Consider the following 22,809-nt stretch of genomic DNA (forward strand, 5'->3'; position numbering starts at 1 on the left):
GCGGATTTGCCCTCTTTCCCGGAGAAGGACAATCCTGTGAACAAAGGGATTGGGGGGACAAGCGGGAATGAGATGCAGCAGCATAAAAGTGGAGCGGCGGCAGGGGTTACAGCCGTTCCCCGCCGCCATCCAGAACCTTCAGATGCTCGCGTCCCCAGCCGCACATATTATCGAGAATGGTACTTAGCGTTTTACCGTGCGTGGTAAGGCTGTATTCGACCTTTGGAGGTACCTCGGGGAATATTCTCCGTTCCACCAGCTTAGCCTGCTCTAATTCCCGCAGCTGTTTCGTAAGAGTGCCCTGCGATACATCGGGGATCAGCCGCCGCAGCTCGCCAAAGCGTCGGGTCCCGTCTTTATAAAATGAACAAAATTAACGGCTTCCATTTACCGTCGATGGCATTAAGTGTTGCTATGACGCCTCTCAGCCTGGGCTCCTGCAGATTCAACGTATCTTCTCTTTCATTCCATAATGTACAAAATATAAACCGGGAATGTCGAAGAACACCCGGCAGCAGTGGAGGAGAAGGCAGACATGGACTATTGGAATTTGGAGCATAAGAAAGTGGTAATTATCGGAGGCAGTACGGGGATCGGGCTTGCAACGGCGGAGGCTGCTGCAGCGCTGGGGGCGCAGGTTGTTATCGCAGGGCGCTCCAGGGAAAAGCTGGAGCAGGCGGCGGATCATATCAGACAGCATAACGGCGGCGCGGTTGAAATCTATGAGCTGGACAACCGGGACGAGCGCCAGCTGGAGCTATTCTTCGCGGCAGTCGGACCCTTCGACCATCTGTTCACACCCGGAGCGGCGTATGTCCGGGGTCCGCTCACGGCTGAGCGGGATGTGGCAATCAGCTGCTTTGACGGCAAGTTCTGGCCGCAGTATTTTGCAGCCAAATACGCGGTGCCCTATCTGGCGGAGACCGGCTCCATCGTGCTTATGTCCGGCGCATTCAGCCAGCGTCCGCTTGACGGGGGAGCCTCCTATGCCGCTTGCAACGGCGCGATTGAGAGTCTGGGCAAAGCACTGGCAGTCGAGCTTGCGCCTGTCCGCGTGAATGTCGTATCGCCAGGGACTATCTGGCGGGAAGGACAGGAGGAGACGCCGCGTGGTGATCATTTCAAAGAATATGAGACGATGTCGCTTGTGCGGCGTACCGGCTACGACGAAGAGATTGCCCATACGGTGCTGTACCTTATGACGAATTCCTTCACTACTGGAAGTACTCTCTTTCCGGATGGAGGGTACCTGTTGCGGTAAGCTGCACTTGGGTGAAGTCTGAAACTGCATTGGGGTCCGCAAACTTCGGTTTGCCCAACCCTTACCGCTTAAACCTCCGCTGCACCACCACGCTTCCTTCCGCCAGCATACCCGCCTCTCCCGCCTTCAACTATCCAGCCCATTCCAGCCGCCGGAAGCGGGGCGTCCCGTACAAAAACAAAGGGCTGTGCCAAGCAGCCAATCCATGGCGCTTAGCACAGCCCTTGTAACGTGCCGCGCAGGCCTCAGAAAATAATCTTCTGCGCCGCCATAATCCGGCCGATTTCAAAGATAGCGGCACACTCTGCGAAATGAACCTCGGAGATTACGGAATGATCATGCGTTCTGTAATAATACTTGCCGTCGGTATATACATGATCATAGATGGGGCTGATGTCATACACCGAGGTAGGGTAGAGTTCTCCTTCGCCCTTGATGATCCCCGCAGTCACCGAATGGTGTCCCGAGCCTTCCACGAAGGAGATACCCATTGGAAGCCACAGTGTGACTTCATGGCCGATATCCTGTCTCCAGCTGCCGTTCAGAGTACCTTCCCCTATGCGGATCAGACTGTCGCGCAGTTTCCGGGGAATCCAGGGGGAGGGGAAGACCAGATCGCGCGCCAGGTGAATGATCCTGCTGCTGTTGTCAATCTGTCTCATCAGGAAGTGGAAGCTCTTTCCGTCCAGGGTAACCTCTGCCCACTCATCAAAGAACAGGTTGTCCGAGAAAATCCGCTCCATCTGGTCGATCTCACCGTAGAGTGCGGGCATCAGCATCAGCTGGCTCTGAATCCGCCTGCCGATGAGCCGTATGAAGTCTACAATCGGGTGGGTCTCCGGCTGGAAGTAGCCGTAATTTATATCATAATAAAAGCCGAGATTCTCATTGATTAAATCCTTGGCAAATGCCATGAGATTATCGAATTCGTGTTTCGTGTTCATGCACAAGCTGCTCCTTCAGTCGTATGATATTTTGCTTATCATATTACGACTAGGCTAAGGTGTCTGTGATGAAAAGAGCAGGTAATGATTGGGTTCTTAGCGTCAAAGCAAAAAAGATGCCCCATAGCTGCCCGTATCTCGGGTGCCTAAGGGGCATCTTTGTTCTGCTCAGGTATCATCCGCATTCCTCTATCTGGGGGCCGATGCACTGGGGACATGCAGTTAGCAAAGACCTGATATCCTGGGAGGAGCTGGACATTGCGCTGTATCCTGACGAGCACGGCTACGCGTCCTCCGGCAGTGCAGCCGTAGACTGGAACAATACGAGCGGACTGTTCCCGGAGAACCCGGGTATCGTCGCAGTCTACACCAGTTATCTGGAGCCGACGGAAACGTCGCCTGCCGTGCAGAGACAGAGCCTGGCCTACAGCCATGACAATGGCCGGACCTGGATCAAGTATGCAGGCAACCCGGTGCTGACCCATCCTTCCAAGGCGGATTTCCGTGATCCGAAGGTATTCTGGTCCGAAGCTCACGGGAAATGGATTATGGTGCTGGCGACGGATCAGACGATTACGTTCTACTCCTCCCCGAATCTGCGGGAGTGGCATACAGAACTCATCTACTCTGCTGCCGAAGGCACTCTAACCCTCCGCAGAGATTCCGGCAAGACCGGCTTCTCGGAAATATTCCCGGATCTACAGAGCACCGGGGGAATTGGCAGCCTGAAGAACCTGCGTATCCTGCTGGATGCGTGTTCGGTCGAGGTGTTCGCCAATGACGGCCTCTCCGCAATCACCAGCCTGGTCTTCCCCAGGAGGAACCTGCTCGGGCCTGGCCTTCTATTCTGCCGGCGGCAGTGTACAGCTCCGTGGCAACCAGTCATTCATCCGATAAATAATATATAGGGTTAACCTGATAAAGGTGTTCTACAAGCTGGGAAATAGCTTGTAGAACACCCTTTATTTGCGCCACCGGAGAGCGGCAGACATGCTTAGATTTTCCGGCCTTCATCTGCCCTGAATTCCCGCCGGAGCAATAGGGCCTCCGCATAAGTGATCAGCATCTGGATGATGACAAGGAAGATCTGGTTCACCAGATCCATAGCAGAAGAGAAAATAACTACAAATGAAATCAGACCTGTGAGGAGGGACAACAGAATGAGTCCTTTGGAGGCTTTGCGGTTCAGTCTCGCCTTGAACACATTCGTGAGTGTAATGAATACGCCCTGAACGAGAATACAATTGGCGAACAGAGTGAAATACGTCCAGAACCGGGCATCGAGTGAACGGCCAAACCAGTTAATCAGTACAAGAGCCACGACTAGTAGGAGAAGAGAGATACCATCCTTTCGGCTGAGCATGGCACAACATCCTTTCTATTGGCTGATTTAATCCAGTTGTGAAAGATATCCATTATTACCCGCAGACTGGTTAAATCAAGCAAACGTCAGGCACTATGCGCTGCAGCCGGAGCCGGAAACATCCGGGTGAACAGGAAACGGGTCAGCGGACCGACAACAATCAGCTGCAGCGGCAAGGCACAGATGAAGTTGAGTCCCAGGATAGAGAAGTAATGACGGAAGAAGTTGTCCCCGAATCCGAAGTGTGCTAGTGTGCCATATAGAGACATGAGGATAACCATTCCGCAGACCATGAAGCATGAGATCGTCAGTACTTTCTTGATCATCGGGGCGGAAGGATTTACGATTTTGAAGGCCAGGCCTTTGGCGATTTTACTGACCACAACAATATCGCAGAACAAGGCAACGGCAAGTGCCGGCAGCAGACCAATCGCCACATCGGCGAACAGCCTGTTATTGAATCCGTTAGAGATGATTACATTATAAAAAGACATGAAAACGACCATGAAAAAGCACATGAGGCTGGTGAAAATTAAAGCTTCCTTTTTATTGCTGCCCATTTCTCAAACTCCCTTAAATATAAGTTTTTCAAACCACACTTATAGTAGCAGGGGGTGAAATTATTGTCAACCTAGTTGACAATTATCAATCTAGATCCAGTGCACCTTAAGACTAGATCTAACGCAAGCAGCTGGTTAATGGAGGGCGGAACATTACGGGCGGGTGGGCGAACAGGCGGGTGGGTGGAGAGACAGGTGGGTGGACAAGCGGAGGGGGCAGGCGGGTGTGTGGACAAGCGGACAGACGGATTGGCAGCAAGGGGTACCCGGATGGTTCTGCGGCTGGCTAAGCGAGCGGACTTAAGTTCACCTGTGAAGACAGGCCCAAAATGTTGTACGTAGTGCAACTTGGACCTATGGCTCCTGACGGATTCGTAAGGATTGTTGTATGAAATACAAGAATTACTCCGTCTAGGCGCTTGAATAAGGGAGGAATGCTGCCTTTTATACAACAATTTTCGAATAAGCCCGATATTGTGAGGAGAATGTTGTATTTTGTGCAGGATTTTAGTTAGCAACTTAAGCTCAGCTCATAAAATTAGATTTTACGCTAAATTGCATGTATAGATTGGAGGCCTTAATGATGAAAGAGTATATCCTTGGTTTGAACCTGGTCGATTTAATCAGCGAGAAGCACAAGGTTCTGCGGGACAGGGTGAATATGGCGAGCGGGGAGAAGCTCAATAAGACCGAAACACATATTCTTGCAATGCTTGAGCTGCATGTCATGCTGTCCATCTCGGAGATTAGCAGGCTGATCAGCATTTCCCGCCAGGGGACGCAGAAAACGATCAACAATCTGCTGGCTGGAGGGTATGTGGACACGGCCATTGTAGAGGGGAACAGCCGGGACAAGCATATCGTGCTTACTCCGCGGGGGGCTGAGGTGTGCAGGAGTATGCTGGAGATCAAGCAGGATATTGAGTCTGAGATAGCGGCCCGGATCGGCAAGGATCAGATGGAGGTATTGCGGAAGCTGCTTACAGAGGATTGGCTCTAAGATTACTGCTACTACGGGTACTACAGGGCGTCCAGGCAGATTCATGGTTTGTCACGGTTTGTCACGGTTAGAATGGCGTTAATCCAAGGTTCCCGGAGGCTTCCGGCGGGCCTGTTTGTGTTGCCTGCGAATGAATCCGGTCCTGGGAGGTGTACATTCGGCTAGTTGCAGCAGAGAAAATGCACACGTTAAAATTTCTTGGAATTCAAGACATGAAAGCGCTATAATTGAAAATGATTACATATTTGAAGGAGCCTATCTATGAAAAAGGGCAGGATGTTTTATAAGATTTTCATTCCTATTCTGGTGCTTGGCATCGGCCTGGTCATCAGCTTCGGCAGTTATATTTATATGACAACCAACCATTCTGTTATCGAGCGGGTCGCAGACGGCAAGAAGAGCCTGATTAACCAGATTAAGAATACGCTTGAGCAAAAAATTGAAACCATTGAATATGCCTTCAATACGTACAGCACTACGAATTCCTTCAGCGAAGTCATCCGGAATCCGATTACTGAATCAGACTTTCAGGCATACCGCAATGTCAACACACAGTTGAATTATATTGCCTCCCTGGGGATGGACGGTGTGGAGTATTCACTGATCAGCCTGGAGCAGAATTGGCAGATCTCCAATGGGCGGCTTACCTATTTAAACGGCGAAGACCGGAAGAGCCTGTACGAGAGTTATATCGATAATCAAAAGCAGTCGCTCTTCTGGATCAAGACTGATAAGGGCATCCGTTTTGTGAACACGCTGCCGGTCTTCTCCCAGACGAAGCAGGCGATTGCTTTATCCGATATCTCACTTCAGTCGCTCCGGCGTACTCTGCAGACGGAAGACAACACGCCTGTATTTCTGCTGAACCGGCAAGGGGATATACTCTATGAACCGGACCCGGCATCGGGAGAGAATCTGTTGACCGAAGAACAGCTCAGCCGGGTTACGAAGCTTGCAGGTACCGGCGGACCGGCGGGCATTGTGCCGCTGGAGAGGGCTAATCATCAGAAGATTAAAGCCATCTATGCGAAGTCTTCCTATAACAATTGGATCTATGTGACGCTGCTGGAACAGAAGGAGATCTCGGATGCGCTGAAGGCTACAAGGTTCGGCCTGATTATGATGATCCTGATGATTACGCTGCTGATTGTGGCTGTAGCTTATAGTACGGCACTTCATTTCACCAGGCGTATCCAGAAGATCCAGCGGAAGCTCGCCGGGGAGGGCCAGCCCGCGCCCAAGGATGAGATTGACTGGATTATTACGTCGATTGATACGATCCTGTCGGAGAAAGAGAGTCTGGAGGGGCTGCTGGAGCAGGAGATGCCGCAGCTGGAAACCCAGTGTATCCTGAACCTGTTCCGGGGCAGCATGTCGGCGGAAGAGCTGGAGCATAATATGGCCCGCTTCGGGTATTCGCTTACGGAGCATACGCATTTCGCCACGATGCTGATCCAGCTCGATAATTACGGGGAACGTCAGGCCAACGATAAGAATCTGCTGCTTGTTGCCGTGAACAAGCTGGTGGAAGAGCTGGTTCCGGCTTCGCGGAGAATGATTCCGATTCTGCTCAATGACAAGACGCAGGCAACGATCCTGGTCTTTGAGGGTGCAAGCGAGCAGGAGAACCGCAAGCAGGTCCTGGAGGATGCCAAGCGGATCATCAAGACCGTGAGGGACCTGCTCAAGCTCTCGGTCAGCGTCGGCATCAGCCGGTTCTACACCGACCTGACCGGCAGCAGGGAAGCCTGCGAGATGAGCAAGCAGGCGCTGCATCACCGGCTGAATCTGGGGAAGGAATCGATTATCTTTTATGAGGATATCTCGCAGGTGATTTCAGGCCCGGTGCTGCTGCATTACCCTTCGGAGCTGGAATCGCAGCTATTCGATGCGATCCGCCTTGGTGATGAAGAACGTGTATCCCGTTCACTCTATCCGCTGCTCGGGGAGATGATGAAGCACAGCAAGAACCCGCTCAACTTCGAGGTTACCCTGATCCGCTTCGTGAACAACCTGATTCAGCTGGAACAGCTGATCGGTGTAGAGGTGCTGCTGACCCAGGATAATTACGCCCTGTACCACCGGCTGCTGGATATCCGCAATCCGGAAGAGATTGAACGCATCCTGGTGAAAGAGGTTATTCACCCGATGGTAACCTGCATGAAGGAGAAGACCACCCGCCAGTTCCGCGGCCTGTCTGACCAGATTGCGGGTATCGTACGGACGGAATATGATCAGGAGCTGTCACTTGAGCTGATCGGCGAGCGCCTGCATTACAGCCCGAACTACTTGAGCAGTATCTTCAAGAAGGAGTTCGGGATGACCTTCAGCGAATATCTGATGGGCTACCGGCTGGAGACGGCCAAAAAATGGCTGGCAGAAAGCGATATGACGGTCAAAGAGATCGGCGAACGTCTCCAGTATCATAATCCGCAGAACTTCATCCGCTCCTTCCGCAAGAAGGAGCATGTCACCCCGGGTGCTTACCGGGCGATGAAGCAGGAGAAATAACAAGGCCTACGGACAGCAAACAGCCAGCCCCCGGTGAAGAGGGCTGGCTGTTTCGTTTATCCGGCAAGGTAAGCCTCTATATACTCTGGCCATAACTTGAGCCCGGGCTGGTCAGCCTTTGACCGCTCCCAGCATGGCACCTTTGGTGAAGTGCTTTTGCACAAACGGGTAGGCTGCCAGCATAGGCACAGTAGCGACTACAATCACGGCCATTTTAATCGTCTGGGCCGGCGGCACAATATCCACTGAGGCGTTGTCCCCCTGCATCCCGCTGGACACGATAACAATCTGGCGCAGCAGCACCTGAATCGGCCACTTGACCGAATCATTGATGTACAGGACAGCAGTCATATACGTGTTCCAATAGGCCACGCCGTAGAATAAGGACAGGGTAGCAATGGAAGGCAGCGCCAGCGGCAGCATGATTTTAAAGAGTACACCAAAATCATTGGAGCCGTCGATCTTGGCCGATTCCTCCAGTCCTTCCGGCAGCGCCTGGAAGAAGTTGCGCATAATGATCAGATTGAAGGCGTTGACCGCTGACGGGATAATCATGGACCCGTAGGTGTCGATCAGCCCGAACATTTTGACCACCAGAAAGGTTGGAATCATTCCTCCGCTGAACAGCATGGAGAAGACCACTACGAAGTTAATGAAATCTCTGCCTGCCAGATATTTGCGGGATAAGCCATAAGCCATCAGTGTGGTAAGAATCATACTGAATACCGTTCCGGCGGCCGTGACCCCGATAGACACGCCGAGGCCTCTAAAAATAGTAGGGGTAGACAGGATGAAACGGTAAGCATCCAATGAAAAGGTGGCAGGGAACAAGACGAACTTCTTCTCCACAACCTCCTGGGTCGAAGCAAAGGAGCTGGCAAAAACGTTAATAAAGGGAAAAAGGCAGATCAGGGCAATGAGTGCCAGCAGGGTGGTATTGACGATGGTGAACAGTCGGCCGCCCACCGTTTCTTTTTTGAATGATGATGTAGATTGCGCCATGCGGTTATCCTCCTTGTAATCGTTTCAATGACACTGTAACAAGGCGGATTCATTCCGTATATAATCATTAGCTACGGCTTTGCCGGAGGTCAGAATAGGGGGAGCAGCAGGCTATAATCTTTATCCATGATGGGTATCCCTGCAAGGGGTGATGCTCCGGCAAAGCTTGCAGCGGCGCGGTTTAACCGGTCAGAGTAGGTAATGATTATATACGTAATCCGCTAACAATCTTAAGCTTGAGGCGTAAAGAAACGCGTTCAAGGAGGCCGAGCTGGTGAAGGAAGCAAATATCGCCGTGATGGAATCAAACCCGTCAATGGCAAGGAAGAAGCGGAGCGGACACAGTCTGCTGAGTCTAAAAAGAAACAAGCTGTTATATCTGATGATCCTGCCGGGGTTTGTGTATTTTGTAATCTTTAAGTACCTGCCGATGGGCGGACTGGTGATCTCCTTTCAGGATTATCAGCCGTACCTTGGCATTGGAGGAAGCCCGTGGGTCGGATTTAAGCATTTTGTCCGCCTGTTCACGGAGCCAACCTTCCTTATGCTGCTCAGGAATACACTGATCCTGTTTGCGCTGAATTTGGTGATCTTTTTCCCCCTGCCGATTATACTCTCGCTGATGCTGAATGAGGTCCGCAGCAAGATGTTCAAGAATGTGGTGCAGACGATCATTTATATTCCGCATTTCCTGTCATGGGTAATTATCGTATCCATCTCCTATGTATTCATGAATGTGGACGGCGGGGTGCTTAACGAGGCTATTGCCGCACTCGGCGGCCAGAAGATCAGCTTCCTTACTTCCCCGGAGTGGCTGCGCGTCATCTATATCGGACAGATTATCTGGAAAGAGCTGGGCTGGTCGACCATCATCTATCTGGCGGCGATTACGGTAGTAGACACCCAGTTATACGAAGCAGCAGAAATGGACGGGGCGGGAAGGCTGCGCAAAACGTGGCATGTCACGCTGCCGGCGATCCGTCCGGTAATCATCACCCTGCTAATCCTCAAAATCGGGCATACGCTGGATCTTGGCTTTGAGCATATGTATCTGCTGATCAACTCTCTGAACCGTGAAGTGGGGGAAATCTTTGATACCTATATTTACACCGCCGGTCTGAAGAACGGTCAACTCAGCTTCAGTACAACCGTTGGCCTGTTCAAAGGGGTTGTTGGTCTGATTCTCGTCATGCTGTCGAACAAGCTGGCCAAAAAGATGGGCGAAGACGGAGTTTACTGATTAGGTGTACCTCACTGTAATGCAAACGATGAATTCTTGCTCCCCGTTAGCGGGGGAGAGGAAGATACAGGCTAGTCCAACAATCCGAAAAGGGGAAAAGGTATGAACAAAAAAGTTAGCAAATTAGCAGTGCTTGCTGTTAGCGGGGCTCTGGTACTGAGTGCATGCGGCAACAAGGAGCCGGCAAATTCGGGGCAGGCTGCAAATACAGCCGGGAATGAAGCCGGGAAGGCGGCACCCGCAGCAAAGACAAAAATCAGCTGGATGAACATTCTCCATTCCACCACGCCGCCGACCGATACCGTGCTCAATAAAATCGAGGAGATAACGAATACCGAGCTTGATTTCTCCTGGGTCCCGGACGCCTCCAAAGAGGAACGGATCAATACGGCGCTTGCTTCCGATTCACTTGCGGATATCGTCACACTTACGCTTTTGGAGAATTCCTCGGTGCGCAATGCCTTGAAGGCCGGTGTATTCTGGGATGTCGGTCCTTACCTGGATGAATTCCCTAATCTCGCAGCGATCTCGCAGGATATGCGAACCTCAGCTTCAATAGAAGGTAAGCTGTACGGTATCCCGATGGTGAAGGATATTGCCAGAAACGGCGTTATTCTCCGCAAGGACTGGCTGGATAAGCTCGGACTCCAGGTACCCCAAACAACAGATGAATTAATGCAAGTAGCGAAAGCGTTTACAGAAGAAGACCCGGATGGGAATGGTTCGAAAGATACAACGGGCTTCATTGACCGGAGCGATCTGGTATTCGGTGCATTCAAAACGCTGGGCTCCTATTTCGGGACTCCGAGCAGCTGGGATGTGGATGATAGCGGTAAAGTTACGCCGGAGTTCGAGTCTGAGGGCTATGTTAAGGCGATGGAATACATGAAGGAGCTGTACAAGGGCGGTTACATCAATCAGGATTTTGCAGTAACGGCCAAGACGGACCAGCAGCAGGGCTTCGCCCAGGGGAAGGCGGGGATTTATGTCGGAGCGCTCTTTGACAGCAAGAACCTGCTTAATCTGGCCAAAGGCATTCAGGATCAAATGGAACTTGTGATGGTGAACAATATTACTTCCACCGGCAATGAGGCTGACCGGGCCATCTGGAGCTCAAGCAACGGCGTCGGCGGCCTGCTCTCCTTCCCTAAATCGGAAGTCAAGGATGAAGCGGAGCTCAAGCAAATTCTGCAATTTGTTAATGATATCATGTCGGAGGAAGTATTTGCGCTGATGACTTACGGAATCGAAGGTGTGCATTACACGATTGATGCAGACAAAGCAGTGACTATAACGAATACAGAGCTGTGGCAGCAGGAAGTGCAGCCGTTCTCTTCCTCGCGTCCTAAGGAGCCCGGTTATACTATTCATGATGCCGATCCGCTCCGGACAGAAGCGGCCCGTCTGATTCTTGAGAACGAAAAGTATGCAGTGCTTAATCCGATGTATTCCCTTGAATCCCCTACCTTCTCCTCGGAGGGATCTGAGCTGCAGAAGATCATTACAGATGCAACGTATAAGTTCATTCTTGAAAAAATTGATCTCGGCGGATTTAAGCAGGAGGTTGAAAAATGGCGTAAATCCGGCGGCGATGCCATCATCTCCGAATATGAAGCCGCTTTTAAAGCTGTAAACGGCTGATTGCTGAAAATAAAAGCGGATAGGAGCAACAATGGACGAAGCGGAATGCCTGCTTCGTCTTTTTGCCGTGGTTTTGGCAGCAGGGGTAAGCGTGGTTTCGGAAGTATGTGCAGTTAATAGAGAAAATATGCAGATTGTATTCTTAAAAACCGGAAATGTCTATGGTATCTGCACCTATACAGAATGTTATAAAAGGATTAAGGTATTAACCAGGCGGCGCAGCAAATGTCTCCATCCAGTTATAGGCCAGATTATAATTGAGCGCCAAGGGTAATATAACTTTAAAAAAAAGTCGGTGAGCTGAGATGATGTCTTCGGTAAAAAGATTCCTGATTGGACGGCCGCTGAAGTCGGATCAACTGGGCGAACAGAAATTAAACAAAACCAAAGCTCTTGCCATTCTATCCTCGGATGCCTTGTCTTCGGTTGCTTACGGTCCAGAGCAGATTCTGCTGGTGCTGATTACGATTAGTGCAGCAGCCTTCTGGTATTCCATTCCTATCGCTGTAGGGGTACTCGTGCTGCTGCTGGCGCTGATACTTTCCTACAGGCAGATTATTTTTGCTTATCCCCAAGGTGGCGGCGCCTATGTGGTATCCAAAGAGAACCTGGGCAAGTATCCGGGTCTCGTGGCCGGAGGCTCACTGCTCGTGGACTATATATTGACCGTGGCGGTAAGTGTATCGGCCGGAACAGATGCCATCACTTCAGCTTTCCCTAGTCTTCATCCTTATAATGTGATTATTGCCATCATCTTCGTCCTTCTGATTACGACACTGAATTTGCGGGGGGTCACCGAATCGGCGTCCTTCCTGGCCTATCCGGTCTATCTGTTCGTCCTTGCCATGTTTATCATGATCGGTCTTGGCTTGTTCAACATTGTGACCGGCAATGTGCCTGCCGAGCTGCATACCTCACTGGGTACACCGGTGGCTGGAGTGAGCTTGTTCCTGCTGCTCCGGGCATTCTCTTCCGGGAGCTCGGCGCTGACAGGGGTAGAGGCCATATCGAACGCCATACCGAACTTCAGGGCTCCGGCACCAAACAATGCAGCCAAGACACTTGCTGCGATGGGGATATTGCTGGCGCTGTTATTCTCAGGGATTGTCTTCCTGGCTTATTATTACGGGATTGCCCCGCGTGAAGAGGTCACGGTGGTTTCCGATATTGCCGAGCAGGTCTTCGGCCGGAACTTCATGTATTTCTTCGTTCAGGGGACCACGGCACTGATTCTGGTTCTGGCCGCCAATACCGGATATTCCGCGTTTCCGCTGCTGGCGGTGAATCTGGCCAAGGATAAATTCATTCCCCGGATGTTCACGGTCCGCGGCGACCGGCTGGGTTATTCTAACGGGATTCTCAGCCTCGGTATCCTGTCGATCATTCTGATCATTGCCTTCGAGGGACGGACTGAGCATCTGATTCCGCTGTATGCGGTAGGGGTATTTATTCCGTTCACGCTCTCGCAGACCGGGATGATGGTCAAATGGATCCGGCATAAGCCGGAGGGCTGGCTGCCCAAGCTGATCATCAATACGATCGGAGCGCTCATCAGCTTCATCGTAACCATTATGTTCTTCCTGACCAAATTCCCGCAAATCTGGCCGGTGCTGGTCTTCCTGCCGCTGATTATCCTGTTCTTCTACCGCATCCACAAGCATTATGAATCGGTGGCGGATCAGCTGCGGATCACCACCTGCGGCGAACCGCCGCTGGCGATCGAAGGGAATATCATTATTCTGCCGGTGGCCGGAATTACGCATGTAGTGGAGAACTCCCTGCGGTATGCCAAGTCGCTGGGTGCCGAACAGATTATTGCGGTCCACATTCCGTTTGAGCGGGAGGATGACGCCATATTCGAAGAGAAGTGGAAGAAATTCCATCCCGAGGTGCGGCTGGTGACGCTGTATTCGCCATACCGCAGCATCATTCATCCGCTGACGAAGTTCATCGATACCGTCCAGCGCAAAGCAAGCGAATCGAATTATCAGGTTACTGTAATCGTTCCGCAATTCATTCCGAAGAAAGGCTGGCATAACATCCTGCATAACCAATCCAGCCTGCTGATCCGCGCGCATCTGCTGTACCGCAGAAATGTAATTATTACTACTGTGCCTTATCATTTGAAAAAATAACTGCGTGATGCACGCAAAAAGCCCCCAGCCACGGATAACCGGTGGCTGGGGGTTTTATAAGCTTGAGGCTAATCTTGCTTTTCTCCCAACAGGAGCAAATGGTAAGCTAAACTGTGACCTTCCGGATGATAGGAGATTCGCCTCGGGCAGGTTCGGTTAAGCAATAGCAACAGGCAGCGGATGGAGGGACAGTTGTTGAAAGTACGAGGCTTGAACGGATTCAAAGTTAAGACAGTGCTAATGATGATGATGCTTGTGCTGCTGCTCACGGGCTGCGCGCAGGGAACGGCCCATATGACGGTGAAGAAGAACGGTTCTCTCGATCTGGCCTTCAGCCTGCTGCTGGATTCCCGGGCGGAGAAGCTGGTCAGCGGTAAAATAGAGGAGCTCCTGACCACGCGGCTTGCGGCCGCAGGGATTGAGCTGAACAAAACGGCAAGCGGAAAATCTACAGAATATCAGTTTCGGAAATCCTATGCTTCGATCGAGGAGCTGCAGTCCAGCGGCAGCAGCCTTGATATTGTGGAGGCGGAGGTCGGGCAGACAGACAGATGGCTGTATACCCGTTACGATGTAGTGGCCCAGCCTAAGCTGAACGCTTATTCGGATGAAATTATTGATGGCATCGGCAGCTTAAGCGTACCTAAATCCCTTGTGCGGCTGCTGATGGGGACCTTCTCCGTGGATTTCAAATTAACGATTCCCTATGATCTGTACGGGCCTAATAATGCGGCGGAACAAGACGGCAATACCTTAACCTGGCATATTTCACTTGCGGATTCCGAGCCCCTGCGTCTGGCTGTATACGTGCCGGATATCAGGAATATTGCCATCGCTGGCGGCGGCCTCCTGCTGATTCTGGCCGTACTTATAACGTTCTTTATCCGGTCAAGAAAATCACGCAAGCTCAAATCCGCGCCTGAGGACCCTGCGCTTAATAATCATCGGGCACAGCCTTAGGCTTCGAGCTGAAGTTGTCGCGGTACTGGCCGGGGGTCATCCCTTCCTGCTTGCGGAACGAGCGGATGAAGTTCTGCGAGTTGTTGTATCTGAGGCGTGAGGCGATATCCTTCACCGGCATATCGGTTTCCTCCAGCCATTTCTTGGCCATTTTGAAGCGGTACATTGTAAGGTAGTCACTGAAGTAATACTGGGTCTCCTTACGGAACACACTGCTGATATAGTTGGCGTTATAATGCAGCCGGGAAGCACATTCCTCCAGCGTCAGATCCTTGTCATACTCATGCTGGACGATGTCGATCAGCTTCTCGGAGATGTTATGATACTGGGCATTCTGCCTGCTGTGGAAGATGACGATGACCGGCTGGATGACGATGGTCCAGAACCAGTCTTCAATCTCCGCAACAATATGCAGATCGGTCAGCTCTTCGAACAATGAACCATTGGCATGATAGATCTGATTCAGCGTAATCCCCGATTCCTGCATCATAATGAGCGTATTGTTCAGCAGCCGTGTCAGCGGAATCTGGTATTCCTGCGGTGAGAGCCCCAGCGCAAAAATACACTTGAAAAGCTTATGCAGCAGTTCCTTCGCTTTGTCGCTGTCAGCCAGCTTGATGGCATCCATCAGGTCATTTTCGGTATGGGTAGGGTAGTTCAGATTGAGATAATGCTTGCCGGAGTTAATGTTCTCGTACTGGATGATGATGCCTTTGCCGAGCGTGATCCGGTGCTTCAAGGCTTCCAGGCCTTCCCTGTAGGCAATGGACATTTTATCAAAAGAGTGGAACGGCAGACTAAGCCCGATGCTGACCTGCAGCTTCAGGTAATTATTAATCTCCTGCTGCAGCTTCTCCGTCAAGGCATAGAGCGTACGGTGAAAAGATTCCGTATTGCCGTCACTGCTGCCAATTACGGTCGCCAGGGCATGCCCCATCATCACAGGGGTCAGCCTGTTATCCGCCGATACCAATTCCTCAATCATATTATGCGCCGCAAATAACAGCAGATTGAGATCCTTTTTCTCATAGCTGTTCTCCTCGGAGAAGTCGATGCTCAGCGTAATGACAGCCATCGTCTTCCATTCCTCCACCTGCTTGCGGTACCCGTATTGCTCCAGTTCCTCCAGCAGCTCACGTTTCCTCAGATTGCCCTGAAAGGCCTGAATCAGGAAGAAGGTCCGCACCTGCCCGATGTGCTGGCTGACCTCTTTCTCCAGCTGGGATTTGGATTGGAACAGGGAATGCACCTGCTCGCCGATGAGCTGGAATTCATCCGTATGCCTGGCCCGCAGGCTTGGGCGGCGTTGCCCCATCTGATTAAGCAGCCGTTCGATCGGAGTGTACATACGCCGGGAGCCCAGCCACGCCAGCAGCACAGACAGCAGCAGCATGAACGTACAGACAAATACCGTATAGGTGCCGATTTTGCCGGATTCGCGGGTCAGACTCTCAATGGAAGTTACCGACAGGTAGATCCAGCCGTTGAGCTGGGAGCGCATATAGGTTATGGAATAATCTTCTTTGTTGATTTCGGTCTTGAATTGCCCTGAGGGCTCGGCTGCTGCGGCAATCCGCTGGAAGCCCGTGAATCCCCCTGCTTCGGCGGGCTGGCCGATCAGGGTACGGTCAGGATGGAGCAGAATCCGTCCGGATTCGTCCAGCATAATAATGCTGTCCAGCGGCTGCACATCGGAGTTGATGAAGTCCTGGAGACTGCAGGCGGGAATATTGGCCATAGCGAGCCCGTATTTCTGGAGCTTGGTGGTCGGGAGCTTCTTAATCAGGCTGATGCTGTAATTGCACCCGGTAACGTTAATACTCTCTTCGCTGTAGAACAGGGAGGAGGGATTCAGCACCCAGGACGATGTGCCTTGAATATTCATCAGGTTCGTGAGCTGCTCGTAATTCTGGTATTCATTCAGGCGGTAGAGCCCGGAATTCTTGATCATCCAGTTCTGCCGCTGATTTAATAGAATGACATCCTCCAGCTTCGTATCGAAAGATTGCATGTTGCGGATTTCGTTTCTTATGTCATTATATAAAATGAAATCGGTTACATTTAGCGGATTATTGAGCGCTTTTTTCAGCACAGAAGAGTTCACTACCTGGTTCAAGGTCTGGTTGACAGTGGTAAGCTTATGTTCTACATTTGAGGTAATTTGTAAAATAAGTTCCATTTTGCTTTCGTTAACATTTTTTTGAATTTCCTTGGAGGATGTGAAATAAGAGAAAGAACCAATGAACAGCACCGGCAGGATGCTGATTGCAAACGCGAACATCGTTAATTTACTTAGAAAGCTTAAGGATTTCACTAGATTCAGCACCTTTGTATGAGTAGTCGTAATCACTGCTTTAAGTGTATGCATCACGAAGGATAATAACAATAATCATCTGGTGCCGCAATAATCATTTTCTCTAATAATCACTACACATGCTAAATTATTCAATAAATAGGGCCTTATTGTATATAAATATTTCGATTTTAGGAGGTTATGAAATGTTCAAAGGATTGGCAGGCAGGCAGGTGACTCTTATATGCTGCTCTATTCTACTACTCTCGTTCGGTTTATTAAGTGCCTGCAGTGAGGGGCAATCTTCCCTTTCAGATACTGCCGGAGAGAAGCCGTCCATCTCAATTCTTGCGCCGCTGCATTTCCCGCAGACCCCTTCCAAGAATCTTATCGCCGAGATTGAGAGATTGACCGGGACGCAGCTGAATATTACCTGGGTGCCGGAGGGCGTGTACACGGACAAAATGAATACGGCGCTGACCACCGGTGCCCTCGGCAAAGTTACATTTGTGAAATTCACCGATTATAATCCGGTCAAGAACATGATCCGTTCCGACGCTTTTTGGGAGATTGGCCCGTACTTGGAGGAGTTCCCGAATCTGCGCCAGCTGGATGCTTCTATCCTTAAGCAGACCACGGTGGACGGGGGGATTTATGGCCTCTATACGGAAAGACCCGCTTCCAGGCAGGGAATTATTATCCGTAAGGACTGGCTGGAGCATCTGCACCTGAGTCCGCCGGGGACACTGGATGAGCTGTACGAGGTGATGAGGCAGTTCACCTATAATGATCCGGACGGGAACGGCAAAGCCGATACCCTCGGACTGGTAGACCGCAATGACCTGGTGTACGGGGTATTTAAGACGTTAAGCTCTTATTTCGGCACGCCGAATAACTGGAAGATTGAGAACAACCGGTTTATTCCCGAATTCGCCACCTCTGAATACATGGACACGATGAATTTCATGCGCAAATTATATAACGAGGGGATTATCAATCAGGATTTCGCCCTGACGAGCAAGGATGTGCAGCGGGATAAGTTCATCCGCGGGACGGCAGGGATATTCATCGGGAGCATGACAGACGTGCAGCGGCTCTCGATTGAGGCCAAGGCAATTAATCCCCAGGCGGAGCTTACCCTGATTAACCGGATTAAGGGGCCGGACGGGTACAAGGTATGGTCGATTCCCAAGTACAACGGCCTGTATCTTTTCTCCAAAAAGGCCATTGCCACAGAGCAGGAACTGAAGCAGGTGCTCGGGTTCTTTGACCGTACGATGGATAAGGATGTAGCCAACCTGATGGTGTACGGCTTCGAGGGCCGGCATTATCAGCTCGATGGGGAGGGGAAGGTGATCCTTCCAGAGGAAACCTCCCAGCTGCGCGTATTCGAGGTGAATCCGCTCTATTCCCTGATGATTGCCGATATCGGTAACAAGAACATTATGGAGGTCGCGCAGAAGGAGCAGCTGACGGCCCTTGCCGACCAGCTGAGCCAGGATAATGAGCAGTTCCTGGTCGATGACCCGGCAGTACGTTTAACCTCCGCTACCTATGATGAGAAGAACGCCGAGCTGTCGGCCATTATAGTAGATGCTACCTACAATTATATTCTGGGCAATATCGATGCGGACGGATTCGCCGGAGAGGTCGAGAAGTGGCAGACCAGCGGCGGCAGTATGATCATCCAGGAATATACGGAGGCGGAGGCGAAGGCGCGGGCTAGTGAGGAATAATTGGTAAAAGTACATATTTAAGCTTGTCCACCCTAATTCTAACTGGTATATTTTGTATAAAGAATAAGGTATTATCAGTTATCGCAAATATGGTTAGAAAGGTGGTTATGAATTGAGGGCAATGAACACGATATTATCAGAACTGGAAGATTACTTGAAAAGAGAAGCTTTGACGATAACCCAATTCGCCAGGCATTCCCAGCTTCATTCCGGGACACTCAGTAATATCGTTCATGGGCACCGGCCCATTGCGATGCAGCAGCTTGACCGGATCACCCGGGCGATGGGGCGGGAGGAAGGCTTCTTCTATGACTTGTATATCGATAATTATATTATCGAAGGTTCTTCAGACTGGCGCAGAATTGGCCCGCTGCTGCTCCGCTGTGCAGATCTGGACAAGCTGGAAAGCATTCAGAGAATCGCCCGCCATATTATGGACAACCTGATGTACGCTCCCCTGTTGTTTGATACGGCGGAGGAACTGTTCACTGCCGGGAAAATGGAGGCAGCCGCCGCAATCTATGAGATTGTTGCCGAAGGCGAACGCTTCCAGCATTCCGAACGGCTGGCGCTATGCCAGTATAGGTTATTTATGATTTCAATCAGTGATGATCAAGACAAGAACCTGCGGATAGCTAACCGGTTCGAGCCCTTCGTTGAACGGTTGGATGAAGTGGACCAGCTGGATGCACTCAAAGAGCTTGCCAATACATACCGTTCCTTGCAGCGCTGGGACAAGGTCGATGAATTTGCCGCCAAAATGGGCCATAAGGCCAGAATTCAATATGATATGAAGGACCGCCTCCAACGGAGAACCTCCGAGCGCATCAAACATCCCGGGAGACCCTTGTTTTTCTATATAGCGTACAGTAACCTGCTTCGTGCTAATGTGTGTGATGAGCTTGGTGATTATGAGCAGGCCTTGGCCTACACCCATGCATATGCAGATCTAAGTTGGGTAAAGGAGCAGGGAGTTGAGGTAGAGCATTGGAAGAACCTGTTTATGGAGTGGTCCAAAGCTAATGTTTGTTTAACCAGGCTGCTGAGCGGGGACTCTACGGTAATTGGGCAATATGCTGCCTATATCGACTCGCAACGGGAGGAAAGACTTACCGGATTATTATATATCCTGAAGGCTGCCAATAAATATAACCTTAATGTTGACGATACCTTGCAGCAGTTTAAGCAGGAAATCGAAGAGAGTGTTAATGATCTGGTCCAGGGGAGATATTCCCGGAAATTAGTGTTGGACCGGCAGGCGAATCTGTTGCTGGAATTGGCCAATTATTTTCTGGTTAAAGGGGAATATGACAGCGGCTTGGAATTTCTCTCTAAATCGGTTAAGAAGTATCAGGGGATAAATGATGAAAAGTATAAGATTCTCGGCGCATTGACCAAGATCCTCAAACAATCCGGTAGCAGTGCGGGATGATAAAGGGGTGAACAAAAAGACCGTAGCTGCCGAAGGGGCAACAGTTCCAAAGTCCTTCTTCATGCCCATTCCAGTCCCACACAGAAGCCTGCGGCGGGGCTTAACTGTATATATCCTTTGTCATAGAGGGTAAAGGGGTCATGCGTGGTATACTTATAACTAATTTACCATAATTGACCAAGGGAGTAGTTATAATGTCGAAACATCGCTTGTTTGCTCTACCATTAATCTTAATTGTCCTTATTAATCTGGTAGCAGGTACAGCACATGCCGCGCCAGTCAAACCGGCAAATCCTAAATTCACGGAAGTCTCGATTTCGTTGATCACAGGGGCAAAAACTGATCTGACCACAAAGCTGAAATCATCAGCCAAAGTGGCCTATCTCTTTACCAGCAGCAATGCAAAGATTGCATCGGTCACTGCTGCCGGTGTGGTAACTGGAATCGCACCCGGCAAGGCGACGGTTACTGCTACGGTCTCCCAGAAAGGGTACAGCGGCAAAGCAAGCATTGTTATTCAAGTAGCAGCAGCGGCCAAGAGTGGCAGTACGGCTAATGTATCGGCTAAACCCGTTGTTTACAAAGATATGGTGCTGCTGGATACCGACATCCGCAAGGGCTTGCAGACCTTATATAAGAAGGATTATGCCAAGCTGACAGCGGATGAAGCCGCTCAACGCGATAAGCTGATGAATATCGACCGCCAGCAATTGTTAGCGGGCTTACAGTCACTGGTTATAAAGGCAGCTCCAACGTGGTCAGCAAGTATGGTGCAGGATTTCGCCGCCCATAACCTTGAGGGCAATATCAAAGACATTGCGGCCATGTTCTCCAAAGCCGATTCAGACAAAGCTTCGCAGACAGCAGCATTGGAGATACTCAAATCCTTCAAGACGGATAAAGCGCTGAAAGCTTTCGGTAATTTGCTGATGTCTTCAGCAGATGCGGATCTGAGATACAGCCTCGCTTATCTGATTAGCACGTTTGAAGGGAACTCAGAAGCGCTCTCGATTCTGATCAACGCTAATTTCAAGGAGACGGATAGCAAGACGCGGACCAATATTGCTGCTTCTTTAATCCCGGTGGCCGGAAAGAACCCGGATATGATTAATAGTGTCATACTCATTTATGGACAACTCCCGGATGCGGAGAAATCCCAGTTCTCAGGATTCTTTGCCTATGATGCTACCCGGACAGAATTGTACAAGGCTTGGAAAACCGTCTTGAACGATAACCTCCAATCCCCTGTTGATGCACTCAAGGACGCTTCAGGCATCCTCTTGAACGATTTGATGAAATATCCGCATTTCCAGAATTAAAGAGTTAGGAATATAAAAGCATCTGTAGCGACAGGCATTCGCGAAATAGCGGTAGTCCAGGACCTTATTACATCCTTGGGCTGCCGCTATTTGCATAGGGAATCCGCTGAATTGGCTGGTTTTTATCTAAAAATTTTCACGTGATCTTGATTTTCTTTCCCAATATTGCAGGGCTTATCCATGTATGACATACTCATCAGCAAATGGTTCACTCTATTGAACGGGTGAGCGGGATGAGAGGGGGAGTGACATGGATAAGCAGCAAGCTGTCCGGTTAGTCAAGGAAGATTTTCAAAATGTGCCAGAAAATATTGCCGGCCATCGGGAATGATACACGCCAGTCGATTATTACAGCACTTATGGAGACTACCTGTAAGAACGGCCTGCGTGTAGGCGAGATTACGGAACTGACTCATCTGTCGCGTCCGGCGGTGTCCCATCAACTTAGAATTCTAAGAGAGGCTGGTATCATATGGTTAGAGAGGAAGGGGCTAAGAATTACTATTTTATGGATGTCAGAATCAACCTCGGTAGGCTGAAAAATGTGGTAAACCATCTCGATGAGTTCATTGAACGGTTTTATTAGACAAAAGCGGAGGTTCCATCATGAAAGCAATGGTTATCGAAAAATACGGACAAACCCCGCTGGTGTTAGCCGAACGTCCAGTGTCTGAAGCGGGTGAGCATGAGGTGCTCGCGGAAATCCATGCGGCAAGTATAAATCCGATCGACTTCAAAATCCGGGATGGTAAAGTGCGGATGTTATTGAAATATGAGATGCCGCTTATTTTGGGCAATGATTTCTCGGGTGTGGTTATCCAGGTGGGGATAAGGTGAAGAAATTCAGGGTAGGTGATGAAATCTACGGCCAGCCCGGAAAAAGCAGAATCGGCACCTTCGCCGAGTATATTTCTGTTCATAGATGATATCGCGTGATGCCCGGCAGCCTTACCTTCGAATAGTTTCTCCGCAAATGCATCTACAACATAATATTTCATATACCCGTCCCCAAGAAAATGAAATTAAATACCATTTAACCGTATCCTCGTATGGTTTACGACTCTGTACTATACAACGCGTGAAGAATCTAATCCAACAAGCAAACGGCAGACGGCATTCTCATCGCCCCATTGTGCCGCTGTACAACTGCCCCAGTCGAAGAAATTCTCGGGTTGCTGATTGAGTGTGACGTAGATTCGTTACTTGAAGAGGGTGAAAAGGGTGGTAAGCGCGCGAATTACAGTCAAGTTCACTGTGTAACCGCAAAATTGTTGTACAAATTACAACTTTGGTTCACAGATATCCGGGTAATCCGAAGGATTGTTGTACGAAATACAAGAATTTCCCCGCTGTGCCGCCAGTTGGAGGAGAAATGCTGCATTCTGTACAACAATTTTGAAATTCGGCCAATT

General features: G+C 50.3%; 17 protein-coding genes and 3 pseudogenes. 14 read left to right on the plus strand and 6 right to left on the minus strand.

Annotated features, from left to right (window positions below; translation table 11 throughout):
- Positions 1-106: 106 nt before the first annotated feature.
- Positions 107-449 (minus strand): annotated as a pseudogene (locus NYE33_RS09390) (winged helix-turn-helix transcriptional regulator).
- 86 nt (positions 450-535) lie between these two features.
- Here NYE33_RS09390 and NYE33_RS09395 point away from each other — a divergent pair.
- Positions 536-1,261 carry an SDR family oxidoreductase gene (locus NYE33_RS09395; protein WP_336103715.1) on the plus strand — a complete coding sequence of 242 codons (726 nt, stop codon included), beginning with the start codon at positions 536-538 and terminating at the stop codon, positions 1,259-1,261.
- Positions 1,262-1,506: 245 nt separating this feature from the next.
- On the opposite strand, the gene NYE33_RS09400 is transcribed toward NYE33_RS09395, so the two are convergent.
- On the minus strand, positions 1,507-2,205 hold the full coding sequence (locus tag NYE33_RS09400; protein ID WP_042139889.1) for a DUF6710 family protein: 699 nt from the start codon (positions 2,203-2,205) through the stop codon (positions 1,507-1,509).
- Positions 2,206-2,321: 116 nt separating this feature from the next.
- Between NYE33_RS09400 and NYE33_RS09405 the strand changes: the two genes are divergently transcribed.
- Positions 2,322-3,113 carry a glycoside hydrolase family 32 protein gene (locus tag NYE33_RS09405; protein ID WP_341068630.1) on the plus strand — a complete coding sequence of 264 codons (792 nt, stop codon included), beginning with the start codon at positions 2,322-2,324 and terminating at the stop codon, positions 3,111-3,113.
- 86 nt (positions 3,114-3,199) lie between these two features.
- On the opposite strand, the gene NYE33_RS09410 is transcribed toward NYE33_RS09405, so the two are convergent.
- Both NYE33_RS09410 and NYE33_RS09415 read right to left on the minus strand, forming a co-directional pair.
- Positions 3,200-3,568 (minus strand): hypothetical protein, encoded by a 369-nt coding sequence (locus NYE33_RS09410; protein ID WP_144026233.1) that lies wholly within the window; start codon positions 3,566-3,568, stop codon positions 3,200-3,202.
- Between the two features lie 86 nt (positions 3,569-3,654).
- Positions 3,655-4,128, minus strand: coding sequence for a DUF2798 domain-containing protein (locus NYE33_RS09415; protein WP_076248795.1), 474 nt, complete (start codon positions 4,126-4,128; stop codon positions 3,655-3,657).
- A 580-nt stretch (positions 4,129-4,708) separates the two neighbouring features.
- Between NYE33_RS09415 and NYE33_RS09420 the strand changes: the two genes are divergently transcribed.
- Both NYE33_RS09420 and NYE33_RS09425 read left to right on the plus strand, forming a co-directional pair.
- Entirely contained in the window at positions 4,709-5,128 is a 420-nt protein-coding gene (locus NYE33_RS09420; protein ID WP_231575225.1) for a MarR family winged helix-turn-helix transcriptional regulator, read from the plus strand.
- 261 nt (positions 5,129-5,389) lie between these two features.
- On the plus strand, positions 5,390-7,639 hold the full coding sequence (locus tag NYE33_RS09425) for a helix-turn-helix domain-containing protein (RefSeq protein WP_042139883.1): 2,250 nt from the start codon (positions 5,390-5,392) through the stop codon (positions 7,637-7,639).
- Between the two features lie 111 nt (positions 7,640-7,750).
- Here the strand turns inward: NYE33_RS09425 and NYE33_RS09430 are convergent, their stop codons facing one another.
- Entirely contained in the window at positions 7,751-8,641 is an 891-nt protein-coding gene (locus NYE33_RS09430) for a carbohydrate ABC transporter permease (RefSeq protein WP_042139882.1), read from the minus strand.
- Between the two features lie 316 nt (positions 8,642-8,957).
- Here NYE33_RS09430 and NYE33_RS09435 point away from each other — a divergent pair, with 316 nt between their 5' ends.
- The 5 genes from NYE33_RS09435 to NYE33_RS09455 all read left to right on the plus strand — a co-directional run bounded on the left by NYE33_RS09435 (position 8,958) and on the right by NYE33_RS09455 (position 14,617).
- Positions 8,958-9,881 (plus strand): ABC transporter permease, encoded by a 924-nt coding sequence (locus tag NYE33_RS09435; RefSeq protein WP_371916330.1) that lies wholly within the window; start codon positions 8,958-8,960, stop codon positions 9,879-9,881.
- A 102-nt stretch (positions 9,882-9,983) separates the two neighbouring features.
- Entirely contained in the window at positions 9,984-11,522 is a 1,539-nt protein-coding gene (locus NYE33_RS09440; RefSeq protein WP_042139881.1) for an extracellular solute-binding protein, read from the plus strand.
- A gap of 31 nt (positions 11,523-11,553) precedes the next feature.
- Entirely contained in the window at positions 11,554-11,796 is a 243-nt protein-coding gene (locus NYE33_RS09445; protein WP_144026232.1) for a hypothetical protein, read from the plus strand.
- 31 nt (positions 11,797-11,827) lie between these two features.
- Entirely contained in the window at positions 11,828-13,657 is a 1,830-nt protein-coding gene (locus tag NYE33_RS09450; RefSeq protein WP_171720171.1) for an APC family permease, read from the plus strand.
- Positions 13,658-13,849: 192 nt separating this feature from the next.
- Positions 13,850-14,617, plus strand: coding sequence for a hypothetical protein (locus NYE33_RS09455; RefSeq protein WP_341065555.1), 768 nt, complete (start codon positions 13,850-13,852; stop codon positions 14,615-14,617).
- Here NYE33_RS09455 and NYE33_RS09460 read toward each other — a convergent pair.
- Complete coding sequence (locus NYE33_RS09460; RefSeq protein WP_256704066.1) at positions 14,592-16,985, minus strand: helix-turn-helix domain-containing protein; 2,394 nt, start codon at positions 16,983-16,985, stop codon at positions 14,592-14,594. The genes NYE33_RS09455 and NYE33_RS09460 overlap by 26 nt on opposite strands.
- 131 nt (positions 16,986-17,116) lie before the next feature.
- On the opposite strand from NYE33_RS09460, the gene NYE33_RS09465 reads away from it, so the two are divergent.
- The 5 genes and pseudogenes from NYE33_RS09465 to NYE33_RS09485 all read left to right on the plus strand — a co-directional run.
- Positions 17,117-18,646, plus strand: coding sequence for an extracellular solute-binding protein (locus tag NYE33_RS09465; protein WP_341065558.1), 1,530 nt, complete (start codon positions 17,117-17,119; stop codon positions 18,644-18,646).
- 121 nt (positions 18,647-18,767) lie between these two features.
- The gene (locus NYE33_RS09470; protein ID WP_341065559.1) at positions 18,768-20,078 is read left to right on the plus strand and encodes a transcriptional regulator; all 1,311 of its coding nucleotides are present in this window, start codon (positions 18,768-18,770) and stop codon (positions 20,076-20,078) included.
- Between the two features lie 194 nt (positions 20,079-20,272).
- Positions 20,273-21,397, plus strand: coding sequence for an Ig-like domain-containing protein (locus tag NYE33_RS09475; protein WP_341065561.1), 1,125 nt, complete (start codon positions 20,273-20,275; stop codon positions 21,395-21,397).
- A 250-nt stretch (positions 21,398-21,647) separates the two neighbouring features.
- Positions 21,648-21,983 (plus strand): annotated as a pseudogene (locus NYE33_RS09480) (ArsR/SmtB family transcription factor).
- A 20-nt stretch (positions 21,984-22,003) separates the two neighbouring features.
- Positions 22,004-22,317, plus strand: a pseudogene (locus tag NYE33_RS09485) (alcohol dehydrogenase catalytic domain-containing protein); the annotation flags it as partial.
- Positions 22,318-22,809 lie beyond the last annotated feature (492 nt).

This window comes from Paenibacillus sp. FSL R10-2199, assembly GCF_038000235.1.
Taxonomy (GTDB): domain Bacteria; phylum Bacillota; class Bacilli; order Paenibacillales; family Paenibacillaceae; genus Paenibacillus_AQ; species Paenibacillus_AQ phytohabitans.

Bases quoted from the DNA above. Each gene is read 5' to 3' on its own strand.
- NYE33_RS09395 (WP_336103715.1), top strand. From the start codon at position 536: ATGGACTATTGGAATTTGGAGCATAAGAAAGTGGTAATTATCGGAGGC.
- NYE33_RS09400 (WP_042139889.1), bottom strand. From the start codon at position 2,205: ATGAACACGAAACACGAATTCGATAATCTCATGGCATTTGCCAAGGAT.
- NYE33_RS09405 (WP_341068630.1), top strand. From the start codon at position 2,322: ATGCCCCATAGCTGCCCGTATCTCGGGTGCCTAAGGGGCATCTTTGTT.
- NYE33_RS09410 (WP_144026233.1), bottom strand. From the start codon at position 3,568: ATGCTCAGCCGAAAGGATGGTATCTCTCTTCTCCTACTAGTCGTGGCT.
- NYE33_RS09415 (WP_076248795.1), bottom strand. From the start codon at position 4,128: ATGGGCAGCAATAAAAAGGAAGCTTTAATTTTCACCAGCCTCATGTGC.
- NYE33_RS09420 (WP_231575225.1), top strand. From the start codon at position 4,709: ATGATGAAAGAGTATATCCTTGGTTTGAACCTGGTCGATTTAATCAGC.
- NYE33_RS09425 (WP_042139883.1), top strand. From the start codon at position 5,390: ATGAAAAAGGGCAGGATGTTTTATAAGATTTTCATTCCTATTCTGGTG.
- NYE33_RS09430 (WP_042139882.1), bottom strand. From the start codon at position 8,641: ATGGCGCAATCTACATCATCATTCAAAAAAGAAACGGTGGGCGGCCGA.
- NYE33_RS09435 (WP_371916330.1), top strand. From the start codon at position 8,958: ATGGCAAGGAAGAAGCGGAGCGGACACAGTCTGCTGAGTCTAAAAAGA.
- NYE33_RS09440 (WP_042139881.1), top strand. From the start codon at position 9,984: ATGAACAAAAAAGTTAGCAAATTAGCAGTGCTTGCTGTTAGCGGGGCT.
- NYE33_RS09445 (WP_144026232.1), top strand. From the start codon at position 11,554: ATGGACGAAGCGGAATGCCTGCTTCGTCTTTTTGCCGTGGTTTTGGCA.
- NYE33_RS09450 (WP_171720171.1), top strand. From the start codon at position 11,828: ATGATGTCTTCGGTAAAAAGATTCCTGATTGGACGGCCGCTGAAGTCG.
- NYE33_RS09460 (WP_256704066.1), bottom strand. From the start codon at position 16,985: ATGCATACACTTAAAGCAGTGATTACGACTACTCATACAAAGGTGCTG.
- NYE33_RS09465 (WP_341065558.1), top strand. From the start codon at position 17,117: ATGTTCAAAGGATTGGCAGGCAGGCAGGTGACTCTTATATGCTGCTCT.
- NYE33_RS09470 (WP_341065559.1), top strand. From the start codon at position 18,768: ATGAACACGATATTATCAGAACTGGAAGATTACTTGAAAAGAGAAGCT.
- NYE33_RS09475 (WP_341065561.1), top strand. From the start codon at position 20,273: ATGTCGAAACATCGCTTGTTTGCTCTACCATTAATCTTAATTGTCCTT.